Source organism: Desulfurobacterium pacificum (assembly GCF_900182835.1).
GTDB lineage: Bacteria > Aquificota > Aquificia > Desulfurobacteriales > Desulfurobacteriaceae > Desulfurobacterium_B > Desulfurobacterium_B pacificum.
In genome coordinates, this window is record NZ_FXUB01000003.1 from 167,554 (window position 1) to 182,365 (window position 14,812).

Sequence of the window (14,812 nt, forward strand, 5' to 3'; positions counted from 1 at the left end):
CTTTAAGAAATAAACGAAATTATAAACTTTCTTTTGCTAAAGCTTCTACTTTCTTTTCCTGGTCGGCTGCTATCAGGGCGTCTACCATTTCGTCTATTTCTCCATCTAAGAATTCCTGCAGGTTATAGAGCGTGAGCTTTATTCGGTGGTCTGTTACCCTTCCTTCAGGGAAGTTGTAGGTTCTTATTTTCTCGCTTCTGTCTCCTGTTCCCACTTGAGAACGCCTTGCAGAGTCAAGTTTCTCTTTCTGTTCTTTTTCGTAAAGTTCTTTTAACCTTGCCCTTAAGATTTTCATGGCTTTTATTCTGTTTTGAATCTGTGAGCGTTCGTTTGAGCAGGTTACAACTATTCCTGTTGGTATGTGTGTAATCCTTACGGCAGAGTCGGTTGTGTTAACGTGCTGTCCGCCGGCACCGGAGGAGCGGTATGTGTCTATCTTTAAATCCTTTTCATCTATTTTTATATCAACTTCTTCAGCTTCTGGTAAGACTGCTACTGTTGCTGTTGAAGTGTGAATTCTTCCGCCTGATTCTGTTACGGGAATTCTCTGAACTCTGTGAACGCCCGATTCGTATTTGAGACGGGAATACGCTCCCTTACCGGAAATCATTGCTATAACTTCTTTAATTCCGCCCAATCCTGTTTCATTTAGTGAAAGGATTTCTACTTTCCAGCCTTTTTTTTCTGCGTACCTTGAGTACATTCTGAAAAGGTCTTGAGCAAAAAGGGCTGCTTCTTCTCCTCCAGCACCTGCCCTGATTTCAAGGATTACGTTCTTCTCATCGTTGGGGTCTTTGGGTATTAGCAGTTTTTTTAGTTTGTTTTCTAACTTTTCTACTTTTTCTTCTAACTCTTTCTTTTCTTCTTTGGCTAATTCGGCTAACTCTTCATCTCCGCTTTCTATGATTTCTATCGCTTCTTCTATCCCTTTTTTTGCTTTCTTATATTCCATGTACGTTTCGTAAATCGGTTGAAGCTCGCTATGTTCTTTGGCTAAGGTCTGAAACTTTTTCTGGTCGGCAATTATTTCAGGTTTTCCTAAATTTTCTTCTATTTCTTTGAATTTTTCTGCTATTTTTTCTAAACGTTGTTCAATTCCTCTTTCCATCCTTTTCTCCTTGGTGGATTTTTCTGTCAATATAGATAGTCAAATTTTATCTGTTAACAAGCGGGAATGTTGCTATAATCCTGTTTAGTTAGTTTTTAGGAGGTTTATAGTGAGAAAGTTGTTCGTTTTTGCGTTTGTTTTTCTTGCTTCCTGTGGAGGACCTGAGTTTGCCGTTAAGTATAAGTACGTTCCGCCTGCAGACAATAGAGTTTGCCTTGAAACTTGCGATAAAAAGTTTAACGCTTGCGTTGAAAAGTGTAGTGAGAGAAGAGAAAGGTGTCTTGAGAAGGTCAGGAAAGAAGCAGAACAAATTTACAGAGAGCAGTTAAGAGAGTATTCTAAGCAGGTGGAGCTTTACAATAAGGAGATTAAAAACTATCAGAATGAGCTTTTGAGCTGGAACGATAAGTTTACAAAGCTTTACAAGGATTATAGATACTTTGATGCCGTTTGCAGAAGAACGAAAGATTACGTTGCCTGTAACAGGAGAGATGAACTGAGAGAACTTTTAGAAGACTTAAACGATGAAAAACCGAAAAAGCCTGTAAAACCTGAAGCTCCTTCTTTTGAAAGGATACTTGCAAGGCTGCAGGCGTCATGTAACGTTGATTGCGGTTGCAAGGATATTTACGATGCTTGCTTTACTTCCTGCGGTGGCAAGTTGATTCCTTATAAGTTTTGTGTGAAAAACTGTAAATAGGAGGTTAATTTGGAAATAAAAACTCACGAGAAAATAGACAAGCGTTTGTGCGGAGAACCTGTAAAGTTGGAGGAGGGGAGAGCAGAGGTTAAGCTGAAAACCGTTCCTGAAATGGCTGCCGATGAAAAGGGATTGGTTCACGGCGGTTTTGTTTTCGGGCAGGCAGATTACGCTGCAATGCTTGCCGTTAACCATCCAAACGTTGTTTTAGGGGCAGCTAACGTCAAGTTCTTGAAACCTGTTAAGGTAGGTGACATTTTGCTGGCAAAAGCGCAGGTAGTAAAAGAAGAAGGCAAGAAAAGGATTGTTGACGTTGTTGTTGAAAGGGACGGGGAAGCGGTTTTTGAAGGAGAATTTACCTGCTTTGTTCTACCTGTTCACGTTTTGGAGAGATGAGATTTAAAGTTACCGAAAAGGTTTTTAAAGAGGCTGAAAAAGAGGGGAGCGCGAGGGAGTTTTTCTTTAAGCTGTGTGAACTGCTTTCTGACGGAGAGCTTAGCAGAAAAGTTTTGAAGAAGCTATCTAAGGAAGAACAAGAAAAAGTTGTCTTTTCTTTGGTTAAAGAGAATGGGTTAGAGAGGTATTTTAAGCTCTCTGATAATCTCTTTGCTTCCTTGAGAAAAGCGTTCAGGGCGAAATACAGGCTTAACGTTGAGAAGGAATGGGAAGAGAAACTCTCTAACTGGCGAAAGGAATTTGAGGAAGCGCTTGATAGGGCGGTTGTTAGTTATCTGCTAAAAGCAGAGGGTAGAGAAATTGTTTATCAGCTTTACCTAAAAGGCTGGATAGTCGCTTCAGACGTTGTGAATGAGTTTAAGGGTAGCGGTGAGGATTTTGGTAAATGGGTGATGGAGAGGGGGGATTTTTCTTTTCTTGCATTGCGAATTGAAAAGTGGCTTGAACTTAAGCCGTTTAAGCGAAGAGAAAAGATTTTAAGAGATATTTTGAAAGCCTATGAACTTGGTTGCCTTGAGCTTGCCATTTACGGTTTGTTTCCCCAAACGGAAGGGGTTATCTGGGATACCTTTTTGAAGGAAAACGTTGTTGAGGCGGATTTAGAAAGTCTTATAAGGAAGAGAAACAGGAAGTTCGTTACCATTCAGTATGCCGTTAAGTTAATTGTTGAGAAGCTTTTGGGGAAAGATGAGATTCCGGATTTTTTTGATTGGGTCAGGTTTGTTGATTACAAGGAAGGAACGCTTAACAGGCACGCGATACAGCACGGCGTTGCGGTGAATTTCGGGACGAAGGAGAACTTTTTAAGGTTGTTCCTGTTTTTAGATTTTTTAGCAGAAATCGTTTTTTACCTTACAAAATCACCATCTCGTCGCGGTGGATGAAAGCTTTTTTAAAAGAGCAAAGCTGGTCAGGGTTACACCTGACAATTCCCTTTCCTATCAGTTTACCGTTAAGGTCAAATATTTCCACTGCATCGCCTTTTCTGAAGTCACCTTCCACTTTTTTTACGCCTTTTGAAAGGAGGCTTTTGCCACTTTCTGTAATGGCTTTTACCGCTCCATCGTCTATGAATACTTTTCCTTTCGGTTTCATCAAGTATAGGATTCTGTAGCTTTTCGCTTTTAGTTTCTTTGCAGGTAGGAACAACGTGCCGATTCTTTCGCCTTTTAAGATTCGTTCTATAACGTTTTCTTCCCTTCCGCCTGCTATTATTACCGGGATTCCTTTCTGGGAGGCTTTGACGGCGGCTTCAACTTTAGTCCACATTCCTCCCGTTCCAAACGTAGTTTTTCCTTTAAAGTCGCAAAAACTTTCTAACTCTTTCGGGTCTTCAACTACAGGTATGAGTTTTGCGTCTTTGTGCTTGTTGGGGTCTTTGTCGTATAAACCGTTTGTCACCGTTAACATTATGAGAATGTCTGCTTCAAACAGAACGGCAACGTGGGCTGAAAGGTTGTCGTTGTCTCCTATTTTTATCTCTTCTACCGAAACGGTGTCGTTTTCGTTAACGATGGGTATGGTTTTAAACTTCATGAGGGCGTCTAAAGTGTTCTTTGCGTTTATGAAACGTTCTTTTGAGCGTAAATCTTCTGCCGTTAGTAGAACCTGGGCGATTTCTCTGCCGTGTTTTTTGAAAGCTTTTCTATATTCTGCCATTAGGTAAGGTTGACCAATTGCTGAAAGTGCTTGCTTTTCCTGAAGTGAAAAGGGCTTTCTGTTGAGCTTAATGGCTTTTATGCCTGCTAAAACGGCACCTGAACTTACTAAGACAACTTCCTTTCCGGCGTTTGATACGTTCGCTATCTGTTTAGCCAGATTCTCAATAAAATCGCTGTTGAGTCCGTTTTCGCCGGATAGTAGCTGAGAGCCTACCTTTATTACTATTCTTTTAGCCTTCTGAAGCATCTTCTTTCTCTAACTCCTTGAGCTTTTGAGCTACGAAATACATAAGTTCGTCAAGTCCTTCGCCGGTTACTGCCGAAATGGCAAAGAAAGGATAACCTTTTTTGTTGAAGTATTCCTTTAGTTTTTCTATTTTGCTTCTATCGGTAAGAGCGTCAATTTTCGTTCCTACAACTATTTGCGGCTTTTGGGTGAGCTCTTCTGAGTAGAGTTTTAATTCTTCGTTGATTTTTTCAAAGGCTTCTTCCGGCGTTCTCGTCGGGTCTGTCAGGTCTATCAGATGGAGCAGCAGTTTTGTCCTTTCTACGTGCCTCAGGAATTCATGTCCTAAACCTTTGCCTGCGTGTGCACCTTCTATAAGACCGGGGATATCTGCAACAACGAAAGAGTAGTCTCCAGCCTTTGCAACGCCTAAGATGGGGCGTAAGGTGGTGAAGGGGTAATCGGCGATTTCGGGTTTGGCTGCGGTGATGCGGGAGAGGAGGGTGGATTTTCCGGCATTTGGAAATCCTACAAGTCCTACGTCTGCTAAAAGTTTAAGTTCAAGTTCTATCCATCTTTCTTCGCCTGGCTCTCCCGGTTCTGCGAAGTCTGGCGCCTGGCGGGTTGGCGTTACGAACGCCGCGTTGCCTCTTCCGCCTCTTCCACCTTTTGCCACTACCAGTTTTTGTCCGTGTTCGGTTAAATCTCCTAAAACTTCGCCAGTTTCTGCATCTTTGACGACAGTTCCTACCGGGACTTTTATGATTAGGTCCTTTCCGCTTCTTCCCGTTTTCTTACTTCCTTCTCCGTGCCTTCCTCTTTCTGCTTTGTATTGACGTTTGTATTTAAAGTCAAGTAGGGTGTGGACATTTCTGTCGGCTTCTAATATGACATCACCGCCTTTTCCGCCGTCTCCGCCGGCAGGACCACCTTTGGGAACGAACTTTTCCCTTCTGAACGCTACGCAGCCGTTTCCGCCGCGTCCGCCTTGAACGAAGATTTTTGCTTTATCTATGAAAGTTGCCACAGTTACCTCCTTAATGGTCGGGCAAAAGAATCTGCCTTAATTATAAGGTAAGTAACTGTGGCTATAAATTTTATTTCCCGATAAATTCTGGTTCGTCATCGTAATAGTCATCTTTACTAACGACGGACTCTACCATCTGACGCAGGTTATCATAGGCGTCGCGGCTTCCCCATATTCCGTAAATAGTTTTGTTGTTTATTTCGTTAAGTAGGTTTTGTATCGTTTCGTTATCGCAGGATATCTGGAAGTATCCGCTTCCAGAAATGAATAGAATGAAGTTACTATCTGCTTTGCATATTCCTGCATCTGCCATGTAACTTGAACAGGGAATCTGGAATGTCATATCAGGTGTAAAGGTGAAGTTTGCAGAACCGGAACCATAAGCGGTGGGATAAGTATCATAATATGTGAAATTTACATTGCTATAGCTGGAATAATACTTACTGTCATTTACCTGAATTTCACCCTGTCCCCTTGTGGAAATGGAATGATTGGCTATTCTCAGAACAATATCCTGAGCGACGCCTTCGTTTCCGCTGAATAATATGTCATCATCGGTGTAGTATGAAACTTTGCCACCGCTGAAGGTGATTCCGTCATGGTAATCACTATCGCTGCCAATCAGCGTTAAGACGTTCAGAAGGTCATTTTCGCTGGCTTTTGTGTATGTTATGGATGAACCGTCAATGGATAGGGTAACTCTTTCCAGAGCTGGACTTTCTGAATAGAAAGGGTTATCGATAAGGATACCGGCAAATCCTTTTTCATTGATGGTATGGATTAGTATGGCTTTAAGACCTTCTTCACCACTGGGCTGGAGAACCAGTATTGGGTAATTTATGAAAGTAATGGTAGGTGAAGTATAAGGGGATATTACTTTGTAATGTTCCATATCTGAAAAAATGAATGGGAAAGAGATAATAAATGTCCCATTTCCAGAATTATCGGTGTAGGAACCAATGATCTGGTCGGCTCTTATCTCAATTGGTTTTAAAGATAAAGTGTAATTGTCATCTCCTGCTTTTCCTTTTAATTCTTTGCTGGTTTTGAAAAACGAAAGTTTTTCGGATGATTCAATCAGAGTCTCAGGATTACTATTTTCCAGTTCTAACTTTTTTCTCAATCGGTAGAATTTAACCCTTGTTTCATCTACAACAGTTGAATTACTTTCCATACAGTTTGCAAAACTTTCGCTATCTCTGAGAGAAGTATCAAGACAATAAACTAATTTCTCTCTGTTCCTTTCCCAGAATCTGTAAAAGTTTTTCTCTGGAGGCAGGAAGTTTGCACATACTGAGGAATTAAAGGAGGAAAAATCCCACGTTGTTATGGAAGAGTTTGTTGTGCACGTCTGAGCTAAATTTTCCAGATATATTGCCAGATCAAGACCGATAGTTTCATTTTCTGTTCCGTTAAAAATGAAGTCTGTAGGTTTGATAACTTTGTTGTTAACTTTGTTTGAAGGGATAGTTCCCAGGTATATCGGTCCATTTTCTGTGTTTAGATAGACGTTAAGATTTCCTCCACTGTAATTTTTTATTGTGTATTTCCCCAGTTCATTGGTTTGATTGCATAGGGGGGAAGTAACGGAGCTGCCTTCCGGGCATACTGTTAGTCCTTTTATGAAGGCATCGTATATCGATCCGCTTGCTGTTGTTGATGTGTTGCTTGAGATGTTACCACTGCCACAACTTGCCAGGAAGATGATACATAAACTACTGAATGCCAGTTTTGTTCGTAGATTTCTCATATTCTCCTCCGAGATAGGTTCTGATTTAATAATAACTTTTTTATTTGATTTTTCAATGTGGAAAATAATTTTTTTATTTTCAAGAGAATGATGGTTAACTCTTAAGAGCTTGTCCTGTATAATCCTATTTTCAATTAGATGTTTTGGTTGATGAGGAGGTTGTTGTGGATTTTGAAAAGGAAAAGTTTTTTGAAGAGACTTTTCCCAACTTTTACAGATTGCTTACTGACGTTGCTATGGGAGTTGAGGAAGGAAGGTCGGAGTGGGACGTTGTAAGGGAAGTTGTTACCGATTGTGAAACTGCAGAAAGTTTGATTGAAGAGATTGAGAAGTTTTTGAAGGAAAATCCTGCTCAGTTTGAGCACGTTGTTGAGGACGTTGGAAACAATTACTTTGATGATACAGATGACTTTTTGAGATGGGTTGAACAAATTAAGAGGTACGTTTTGTCTGTTAAGGGGAGGTTGTGCAAATAGGTGCGAGAAGATTGGGATTTATCAAGCTTTTTGAATGAAAAGATGTGGTTTTATCAGAAGAAGGATGGGTTTAGATTTGGAACTGATACGTTTCTGCTTGCCGATTTTGTTCGTTTGAAGGGTAATGAGTATATAGCCGATTTAGGAACGGGATGTGGGGTTATACCGATTCTTCTGTTAAAGAAATATAAAGACGTTAAAGCGTTGGCGATTGATGTTTTGGCTGAGAACGTTGAACTTACAAAAGAAAATGCCCGTCTTAACGGCGTTGAAGATAGATTGGATGTGAGGCTTTTGAATGTAAAGGATGTCAGGAGAGAAGTGAGGGGTGGGATTTTTGACGTTGTTGTATCTAATCCTCCTTTTATAGAAGCTGGAACAGGTAATGTGGCTTCCAACTACCATAGGGCTGTTGCGAGGCAGGAGTTAGAGGCAAGGTTAGAGGATTTTGTTTTTGCAGCTGCTTATTTGCTAAAGAATAAGGGAAGTTTTTACGTTCTTTTACCTGTTCAGAGGTTTGTTGATGTTTTATGTTTGATGAGGAGTTATAAGTTAGAGCCTAAAAGAGTTCGTTTTATTCAGCCAGATTATGAAAGTGGTGCAAATCTCTTTTTGCTGGAAGGTAGGAAGAACAGCGGGAAGGGTTTAGTTGTAGAGCCTCCACTTGTTGTGTATTGCGACAGTAAGAAAAGGGTATATACTAAAGAGGTGGAAGAGAAGTATGGGGGATTTTTTGAAGGGTAGGAATTTAGTCTGTGAAGTTGATGTGAAAGATATTGCATTTATTAACGCCATATTTGAGTGGTATCACGAGATTGCTACTGTTAGAACGAGAGATAGAAAGAAAGGTTTGATTGAACTCTGGATAGCACCTGATTTTTATGATGAAGCAATGAAAGCTGTTGATTGGCTTGTAAATGGTGGTTTTGTGAAAAAGTTTAAGATAATTGAAGAGGTTGGTGATGATTGGTGGCGGGAGTAATTTTTATGTTGAAACGTAGGAATGGTGGATTTTCATTAATTGAATTGTTGTTAGTTTTAATTGTCTTAATTATTATAACTTCAATATCTGCTTTTGGCGTTTATAAATTGATTTCATACTATAAAGTAAGGACTTTTAGTGAAAAACTTTATTCAGAATTAGAATATGCAAGGTCTTTGGCGTATCAAAAGGGTAGTAGTGAGTTTAGAATAGAAAATGGTTACTGTAATGTGTATGCTCCTGTGGGAAGTTCTATTCCTGTAGTGGCGTTGAAAATACCGGAAAACGTTAATGTTACTTTAAGTTTATCTTTTTCTTCAGTTAATCAAGTTTTTAAACGTAATGGTTTGCCATATTATAATGGAACTATTAACGTTAGTGGGTATGGTTTCACCTTTAAAATAGTAATGGATAATATCAGCGGTAGAATTTATTTGGAAAAGGGATAATGAGAAGAAGAGGTTTTACAGTTATTGAGGTGTTAGTGGCTATGGTAATTATGATGATATCGGTACTTGCTTTAACTCTTGCGTTAATTTATGCAATCAAGTTTTCTAAATTGAATCTTCTTAGGGAACAAGCATTATATAAAGCAGAAAAATTGGTTAACTATTTGGTTTCTCTCCCTTATACGGATACCTGCTTGCAAGCTGGAACTTATAACTGTTCGTCTGGAACTTCCTGTTGTGATGGTTTTGCAGGAGATAGGCAAGTATCTTATTCTGTTTCTGACAATGGTTCTGATTTAAAGAAGATAGAGGTTAATGTAGAGTTTAGTTATGGTTCATATAATGCAACTGTTCACCTTGAACGTTTGAAAGGAAACTGGTGATGAGAAAAGCTTTTTCACTCATAGAACTTTTAGTGACGATAGCTGTTGCTCTTTTAATAATTGGAGGAGCAGTATATTTTTTTTCTAAGGCACTTACTAATAATATAGGAACTTTGTCATTTTCCAGGGGAAGTGTTTCTGTTTTTCAAGCTGTTAAAGTTATTGATAGCGACCTCTTGAAAGCTGGATATGGAATAAATGATACAAGTGTTTATCCTCCTGTTAGTTGGGATAATGTTAATAGGATACTAATTATTAGGTATGTAGATTATGAAAAACCTGGTTGTGAAAATGCGACCTTTTCTTCTAGTTCTACTTGTAGTTATGTAGTTCAATATAAGTTGATTGATGGGAACTTAGAAAGAAAGGTGAATGGTAGTTTGTTCATTCCTATGTTTGACAGTGGAGTTGTTGAAGTAAGTGATTTTAATGTTTCTTTTAATTCCACATCGCATGTTGTTAATTATAAGCTTGAAGGAACTCTAAATGGGAAATACTTTTCAATAGGAGATATTGTAATTTGTAGAAATTGGCGTTAACCACAATAAGAGGATAATTATGAGGAAAGCCCTTGCACTACCTTTGATTTTAGCAATAGTGTTTATTTTGTTTTTGTTGAGTGGAGCTGTTTTAAAAGTTGTGACTACAAATACGTCTTCGACTGCTGTTACAAAAGATTCTATTGTAGCTCTGAATGCTGCCGAAAGTGGAGCAGAGGAAGCTCTTGCGAAAATTAAAAGCGGAGCTATTAGTTCCTTCCCAGCACAGTTGAATGGAGAAATTAATGGGGCTACATATAACGTTACTATTGATAGAACGGTTGATGGTTATTATGTGGTTTCAACGGGAACAAAGGGTGAGGCTGTTAGAAAAGTTGAGGTAAACTTGGGGAAAGCAGGGTTGGATTTTTATCCTTTTGCGGTAAATGGGAATTTTGATATAAATGATTTGAGTAGTGTGGGTTCTGGTGATTGGAGTGATGCGGTTGTAGCAGTTAAGTCAATTTCAAATTCGCTTAAGAGTGATTTGGAAAAGTTGGGTTTTGATGTTTATATTCAGAATAATTTGGATTTGCCAAAGGTTGCAGATTTAGATGTTTCTAAGTTTTATCCACCAGAAAATGAATGTGATTATGGTGACTATAATACTAATGAAGTATATAAGAGCGATTTTGTTGATAAAAATGGAGATGGAAAAATTGTTGTTTGTGGCAAGAATATAACTCTTGATGACTCTCTAATTTATTTTTATAATGATATTATAATTGCAGCAAAGGGAGATATTTATTTTACGCGTAATACAACCTTAAAGAAAAAAGTGGGGAGTACTTCCAATCTTTCTTTAGTTGCAGAAGGGAAAATGGAATTTGATTTAAATAGTAACATTGATTTCTCAGGAGCTGATGAGGGATACAATATACTTCTCTATGCGAAAGAGGGGATTTATAGTGATGACAAGACTGGACAGTGGATAAGTATTTCTGGTAATCAAAACACTGAGAATACTTCTAATGTTTTCATACTTACGCCGGAGAAGATAGAGGTTAATAGAGATTTGATAGATGATACTGCTACTACGAAAAAAGATGTTAATTTTCTCTTATGGGCTGATAAAGGAATAGCTAGTTCGAATGGAGGTTTTGATATTTCAGGTTCATCTAAAACTGTTAGGAATTTTTCCATTATAGTTCCAGAGGGCAATGCAACTTTTGACCGGTGGCAGTTTACGGGGAGTGAAGACAGAAGTGGACTTTCGTATAAAGATATAGAAAAATATTGTGAGAATGATACATCAATTCCTGATTTTTATAGAAGTATCTATTGTCAATTAAAAGATATGATAGATAAAAGTAGCAGTGGAGGTTTTGTTGTTATTAATTGGAAGGTGTATTAACGTATTAATTTGACTTTCATATAATCACGTAAAACTTCAGGTATTATTACACTTCCGTCAGCTTGTTGATATTGCTCTAGTATGGCTATAACGGTTCTTCCTACTGCTAAACCAGAGCCGTTGAGAGTGTGAACTAACCTTGTTTTTCCTTCTTTGTCTCTAAATCTTATCTTCGCTCTTCTTGCCTGAAAATCCTCGCAGTTTGAGCACGAAGAAATCTCTCTGTATCTATTTTGAGATGGTATCCAGACTTCTATATCGTAAGTTTTAGCGGCGGAAAATCCTAAGTCACCTGTGCAGAGCTCTACTACACGATAATGTAATCCTAACAACTGAAGAACTTTTTCTGCTTCGTTTACCAACTTTTCTAATTCTTCGTAGGATTTTTCTGGATGAACTATCTTTACCAATTCAACCTTATTAAACTGGTGGAGTCTCATTATTCCGCGAACATCCCTTCCGTGTGCACCGGCTTCCTTTCTAAAGCAGGGCGTATAAGCAGTATAGTAAATTGGTAAATCTTTTTCATTCAAAATTTCCCCGGCGTGGATATTGGTGAGTGGAACTTCAGCAGTAGGGATAAGCCATAAATCTTCGCCTTCTATCTTGTATAGGTCCTCTTCAAACTTCGGTAGTTGTCCTGTGCCTGTCATCGTCTTTGTATTTACTAAAAACGGCGGGATTATTTCTGTGTATCCGTGTTTTTCTGTATGTAAATCCAGCATAAAGTTAATTAAAGCTCTTTCTAACTTTGCGCCCCACTTTTTGTAAATTACAAACCTTGAACCTGCAAGCTTGGTTGCTCTTTCAAAATCCAGGATATCTAAAGCTTTAGCAATGTCCCAGTGAGGAATAGGTTCAAAGTCAAATTCAGGTTTTTCACCCCAGTATCTAACTACTACGTTGTCTTCTTCGTCTTCACCGATAGGAACACTTGGGTGAGGCGGGTTGGGGATGGAGAGCATGAGTTTCTCAAATTTCTTTTCAATTTCTGCTAACTCTTTCTCAAGCTGAACAATTCTATCGGAAATTAATTCAACCTCTGCTTTTAAAGTTAAAGCTTCATCTTTCTTTCCTTCCTTGAAAAGTTTTCCTATTTCTTTTGAAAGGGTATTTCTTTTAGCCCTCAGGTTTTCTAACTCTGTTACAAGAGTTCTTCTTTCTTTATCTACGGATAGAAGTTCATCTACCATATCTGCGAAAACTTTATCTTTTCTGGAAAGAAGTTCTTTAAACTTTTCTGGTTCTTTTCTCAGGGCTTTTATGTCAATCATTCTTCTTCCTCCTGCACTTTTGAAACTGAAACGACAATGTCATCTTCGGCTAACTTTTGAATTCTTACACCTCTTGTGTGTCTTCCGTAAACCGGGATATCTTCGCTGTTAACTCTTATTATCTTTCCTTTTTTGGAAACGAGTATTACCGGCTCACCATCTTTTAATGTTATTGCGTCAGCTATTTTGCCTGTTTTTTCTGAAAGTTTTGCCGCTATGAGTCCTTTGCCGCCTCTTCTCTGTATCGGAAATTCAGATAATTTAACTCTCTTACCGTAGCCCTTTTCCATTACGATTAAGAGGTAAACATCGTCAGGATGGATAACGGTTGCAGCAACGGTTCTGTCTTCTTCGCTATCTAACAGTATTCCCCTTACACCTCTTGCGCTCCTTCCCATCTGTCTGACATCTTGAACGTGGAATCTTATGCCCCTTCCGCCTTTTGATACTAAAAGAATGTTATCTTTTTCATCTACTAACCCTACATATATCAATCTGTCGCCGGGTTCAAGGTTGATGGCGTTTATTCCTGTTGAGCGGGGGTTGGAAAATTCGCTGAGAGGTGTTCTTTTAACGTATCCTTTTTGAGTTGCGAAAAAGACATCTTTTTCTATATTAAAATCTTTTACTGGAATTATTCTTGAGACAATTTCGTTGCCTGACATTCCTGGCAGAAAGTTCCTTATGGATTGTCCTCTGCCCGCTCTTTCCATTTTTGGAATTTCGTAAGCCTTGAGCCAGTAAACTTTTCCTTGATTTGTAAATACCAGTAGGTAATCTTTGGAAGAAGCTGTTATCACATCTTTTACGAAGTCACCTTCTCTTGTCTTTATACCTCTTACACCTGTTCCACTTCTTCCCTGCGTTCTGTAGGTTTTCGCAGAAGTTCTTGCTACAAAACCTTTATGCGTCAGGAATATTACGACTTCTTCGTCTTCTATCATTGATTCTATGTCAATTTCGGATTCTTTTGACACTATTTTTGTTCTTCTTTCATCGCCGTAAGTTTCTATTATTTCATCCATGTCCTGCTTTATCAGCTTTTTCTGCTCTTTTTCGTTTTCCATTACAAACCTGTAGTATTCTGCGTCTTTCGTTAGAGATTGATATTCGTTTTCTATCTTTTCTCTTTCAAGTCCTGTAAGCCTTTGAAGCCTCATTTCAAGTATAGCTTTGCTCTGCTTTTCTGTCAGTCCAAACTCTTCTTCCAATTTCTGTTGAGCAACGGCAGGGCTTTCTGCCTTTTTAATTGCTTCAACTACTCTGTCTATGTTTTCAAGCGCTATCTTCAGTCCTTCTAATATGTGAAGTCTTGCTTCCGCTTTTCTCAAAAGGAACGCAGTTCTTCTAAGGATAACTTCTTTGCGGAACTTTATGAATTCTTCAAGGTATCTTTTAAGGTTTAATAGTTTAGGCTCGCCGTTAACTAAGGCTATCATGTTGAAATTGAAGTTACTCTGCAGCGGTGTGAATTTGTAGAGTTTATTTAAAACAACTTCAGGCGTGGCGTCTCTTTTGAGTTCAATTACTACTCTTATTCCTTCTCTGTCGGATTCGTCTCTGATATCGCTGATGCCTTCTATTTTCTTATCTTTTACCAGGTCAGCTATCTTTTTAATCAGGTCTGCCTTGTTTACTTGGTATGGTAGTTCTGTTATAACTATCGCTGTTTTCTTTCTAACTTCTTCTATTTTGTGTTTTGCCCTTATGGTAACGCTTCCACGCCCCGTTTTGTAAATTTTGGTGAGTTCTTCAGGGTTTATGATTTCTGCACCTGTAGGAAAATCAGGTCCTTTGATGAACTGCATAAGCTCTTCAACAGTTGCTGTTTCTCTATCTACAAGGTATTTAATGGCTTCGCATACTTCTTTTATGTTGTGCGGTGGAATGTTTGTTGCCATTCCAACGGCAATACCGGAAGTGCCGTTTACAAGAAGGTTTGGAAATCTTGCCGGAAGGACTTCTGGCTCTGTAAGGCTTTCATCAAAGTTTGGTTTGAAGTCAACTGTTTCTTTTTCTATGTCTTTCAGGAGTTCTGTTGCTATTTTAGAAAGCCTTGCTTCGGTGTATCTCATTGCTGCTGCTGAGTCACCGTCTATGGAGCCGAAGTTTCCCTGTCCATCTATCAGAGGATAGCGCATGGAAAAATCCTGCGCCATTCTTACTAAAGCGTCATAAACGGCAGTGTCGCCGTGAGGGTGGAACTTACCCAAAGTCTCGCCGACGATTCTGGCACTCTTTTTATAAGGTTTGTCAGGTTGTAACCCTAATTCATACATTGAGTAAAGAATTCTTCTGTGAACAGGTTTTAAGCCATCTCTTACGTCTGGTAATGCCCTACCAACGATTACGCTCATTGCGTAGTCAAGGTAGGATTGTTTCATTTCCTCTTCTATGGGAACGGGTATAACCCTTTCCATTAAGTTT

16 protein-coding genes are annotated in these 14,812 nt (G+C 38.9%); 10 read left to right on the forward strand and 6 right to left on the reverse strand.

Features of this window, described 5'->3' with window-relative positions:
- Positions 1 to 19: 19 nt before the first annotated feature.
- Complete coding sequence (gene prfA, locus QOL23_RS06325) at positions 20 to 1,108, reverse strand: peptide chain release factor 1 (RefSeq protein ID WP_283400742.1); 1,089 nt, start codon at positions 1,106 to 1,108, stop codon at positions 20 to 22.
- 109 nt (positions 1,109 to 1,217) lie between these two features.
- Between prfA and QOL23_RS06330 the strand changes: the two genes are divergently transcribed.
- Genes QOL23_RS06330 through QOL23_RS06340 form a run of 3 tightly spaced genes read left to right on the forward strand, consistent with a single transcriptional unit; the run spans position 1,218 to position 3,148 of the window.
- On the forward strand, positions 1,218 to 1,808 hold the full coding sequence (locus QOL23_RS06330) for a hypothetical protein (RefSeq protein ID WP_283400743.1): 591 nt from the start codon (positions 1,218 to 1,220) through the stop codon (positions 1,806 to 1,808).
- Positions 1,809 to 1,817: 9 nt separating this feature from the next.
- Positions 1,818 to 2,204 carry a PaaI family thioesterase gene (locus QOL23_RS06335; protein ID WP_283400744.1) on the forward strand — a complete coding sequence of 129 codons (387 nt, stop codon included), beginning with the start codon at positions 1,818 to 1,820 and terminating at the stop codon, positions 2,202 to 2,204.
- On the forward strand, positions 2,201 to 3,148 hold the full coding sequence (locus QOL23_RS06340) for a hypothetical protein (protein WP_283400745.1): 948 nt from the start codon (positions 2,201 to 2,203) through the stop codon (positions 3,146 to 3,148). Before QOL23_RS06335 ends, QOL23_RS06340 begins: the two co-directional genes overlap by 4 nt.
- On the opposite strand, the gene proB is transcribed toward QOL23_RS06340, so the two are convergent.
- The 3 genes from proB to QOL23_RS06355 all read right to left on the reverse strand — a co-directional run bounded on the left by proB (position 3,117) and on the right by QOL23_RS06355 (position 6,928).
- Positions 3,117 to 4,172, reverse strand: coding sequence for a glutamate 5-kinase (gene proB, locus QOL23_RS06345; RefSeq protein ID WP_283400746.1), 1,056 nt, complete (start codon positions 4,170 to 4,172; stop codon positions 3,117 to 3,119). The genes QOL23_RS06340 and proB overlap by 32 nt on opposite strands.
- The gene (gene obgE, locus QOL23_RS06350) at positions 4,156 to 5,178 is read right to left on the reverse strand and encodes a GTPase ObgE (protein ID WP_283400747.1); all 1,023 of its coding nucleotides are present in this window, start codon (positions 5,176 to 5,178) and stop codon (positions 4,156 to 4,158) included. Before obgE ends, proB begins: the two co-directional genes overlap by 17 nt.
- 70 nt (positions 5,179 to 5,248) lie before the next feature.
- Positions 5,249 to 6,928 carry a hypothetical protein gene (locus QOL23_RS06355; protein WP_283400748.1) on the reverse strand — a complete coding sequence of 560 codons (1,680 nt, stop codon included), beginning with the start codon at positions 6,926 to 6,928 and terminating at the stop codon, positions 5,249 to 5,251.
- A gap of 164 nt (positions 6,929 to 7,092) precedes the next feature.
- Here QOL23_RS06355 and QOL23_RS06360 point away from each other — a divergent pair, with 164 nt between their 5' ends.
- The 7 genes from QOL23_RS06360 to QOL23_RS06390 are packed head-to-tail and all read left to right on the forward strand — an operon-like array spanning position 7,093 to position 11,111.
- A complete protein-coding gene (locus QOL23_RS06360) occupies positions 7,093 to 7,404 on the forward strand; it encodes a hypothetical protein (protein WP_283400749.1) in 312 nt (103 codons plus the stop codon).
- The gene (locus QOL23_RS06365) at positions 7,405 to 8,148 is read left to right on the forward strand and encodes a tRNA1(Val) (adenine(37)-N6)-methyltransferase (RefSeq protein WP_283400750.1); all 744 of its coding nucleotides are present in this window, start codon (positions 7,405 to 7,407) and stop codon (positions 8,146 to 8,148) included.
- Positions 8,138 to 8,386, forward strand: coding sequence for a DUF4911 domain-containing protein (locus QOL23_RS06370; protein WP_283400751.1), 249 nt, complete (start codon positions 8,138 to 8,140; stop codon positions 8,384 to 8,386). Before QOL23_RS06365 ends, QOL23_RS06370 begins: the two co-directional genes overlap by 11 nt.
- Positions 8,387 to 8,391: 5 nt before the next feature.
- Positions 8,392 to 8,835: a prepilin-type N-terminal cleavage/methylation domain-containing protein gene (locus QOL23_RS06375; RefSeq protein WP_283400752.1), complete on the forward strand. Its 444-nt coding sequence runs from the start codon at positions 8,392 to 8,394 to the stop codon at positions 8,833 to 8,835.
- Positions 8,835 to 9,218, forward strand: a complete 384-nt coding sequence (locus QOL23_RS06380) for a type IV pilus modification PilV family protein (protein ID WP_283400753.1) — start codon at positions 8,835 to 8,837, stop codon at positions 9,216 to 9,218. The genes QOL23_RS06375 and QOL23_RS06380 overlap by 1 nt, the downstream gene beginning before the upstream one ends.
- The gene (locus tag QOL23_RS06385) at positions 9,218 to 9,757 is read left to right on the forward strand and encodes a PilW family protein (RefSeq protein ID WP_283400754.1); all 540 of its coding nucleotides are present in this window, start codon (positions 9,218 to 9,220) and stop codon (positions 9,755 to 9,757) included. Before QOL23_RS06380 ends, QOL23_RS06385 begins: the two co-directional genes overlap by 1 nt.
- 19 nt (positions 9,758 to 9,776) lie before the next feature.
- Positions 9,777 to 11,111, forward strand: coding sequence for a hypothetical protein (locus tag QOL23_RS06390; protein WP_283400755.1), 1,335 nt, complete (start codon positions 9,777 to 9,779; stop codon positions 11,109 to 11,111).
- Here the strand turns inward: QOL23_RS06390 and serS are convergent.
- Both serS and gyrA read right to left on the reverse strand, forming a co-directional pair.
- Positions 11,108 to 12,385: a serine--tRNA ligase gene (gene serS / locus QOL23_RS06395; protein WP_283400756.1), complete on the reverse strand. Its 1,278-nt coding sequence runs from the start codon at positions 12,383 to 12,385 to the stop codon at positions 11,108 to 11,110. The genes QOL23_RS06390 and serS overlap by 4 nt on opposite strands.
- Positions 12,382 to 14,805 carry a DNA gyrase subunit A gene (gyrA, locus tag QOL23_RS06400; RefSeq protein ID WP_283400757.1) on the reverse strand — a complete coding sequence of 808 codons (2,424 nt, stop codon included), beginning with the start codon at positions 14,803 to 14,805 and terminating at the stop codon, positions 12,382 to 12,384. The genes serS and gyrA overlap by 4 nt, the downstream gene beginning before the upstream one ends.
- Positions 14,806 to 14,812: the final 7 nt, after the last annotated feature.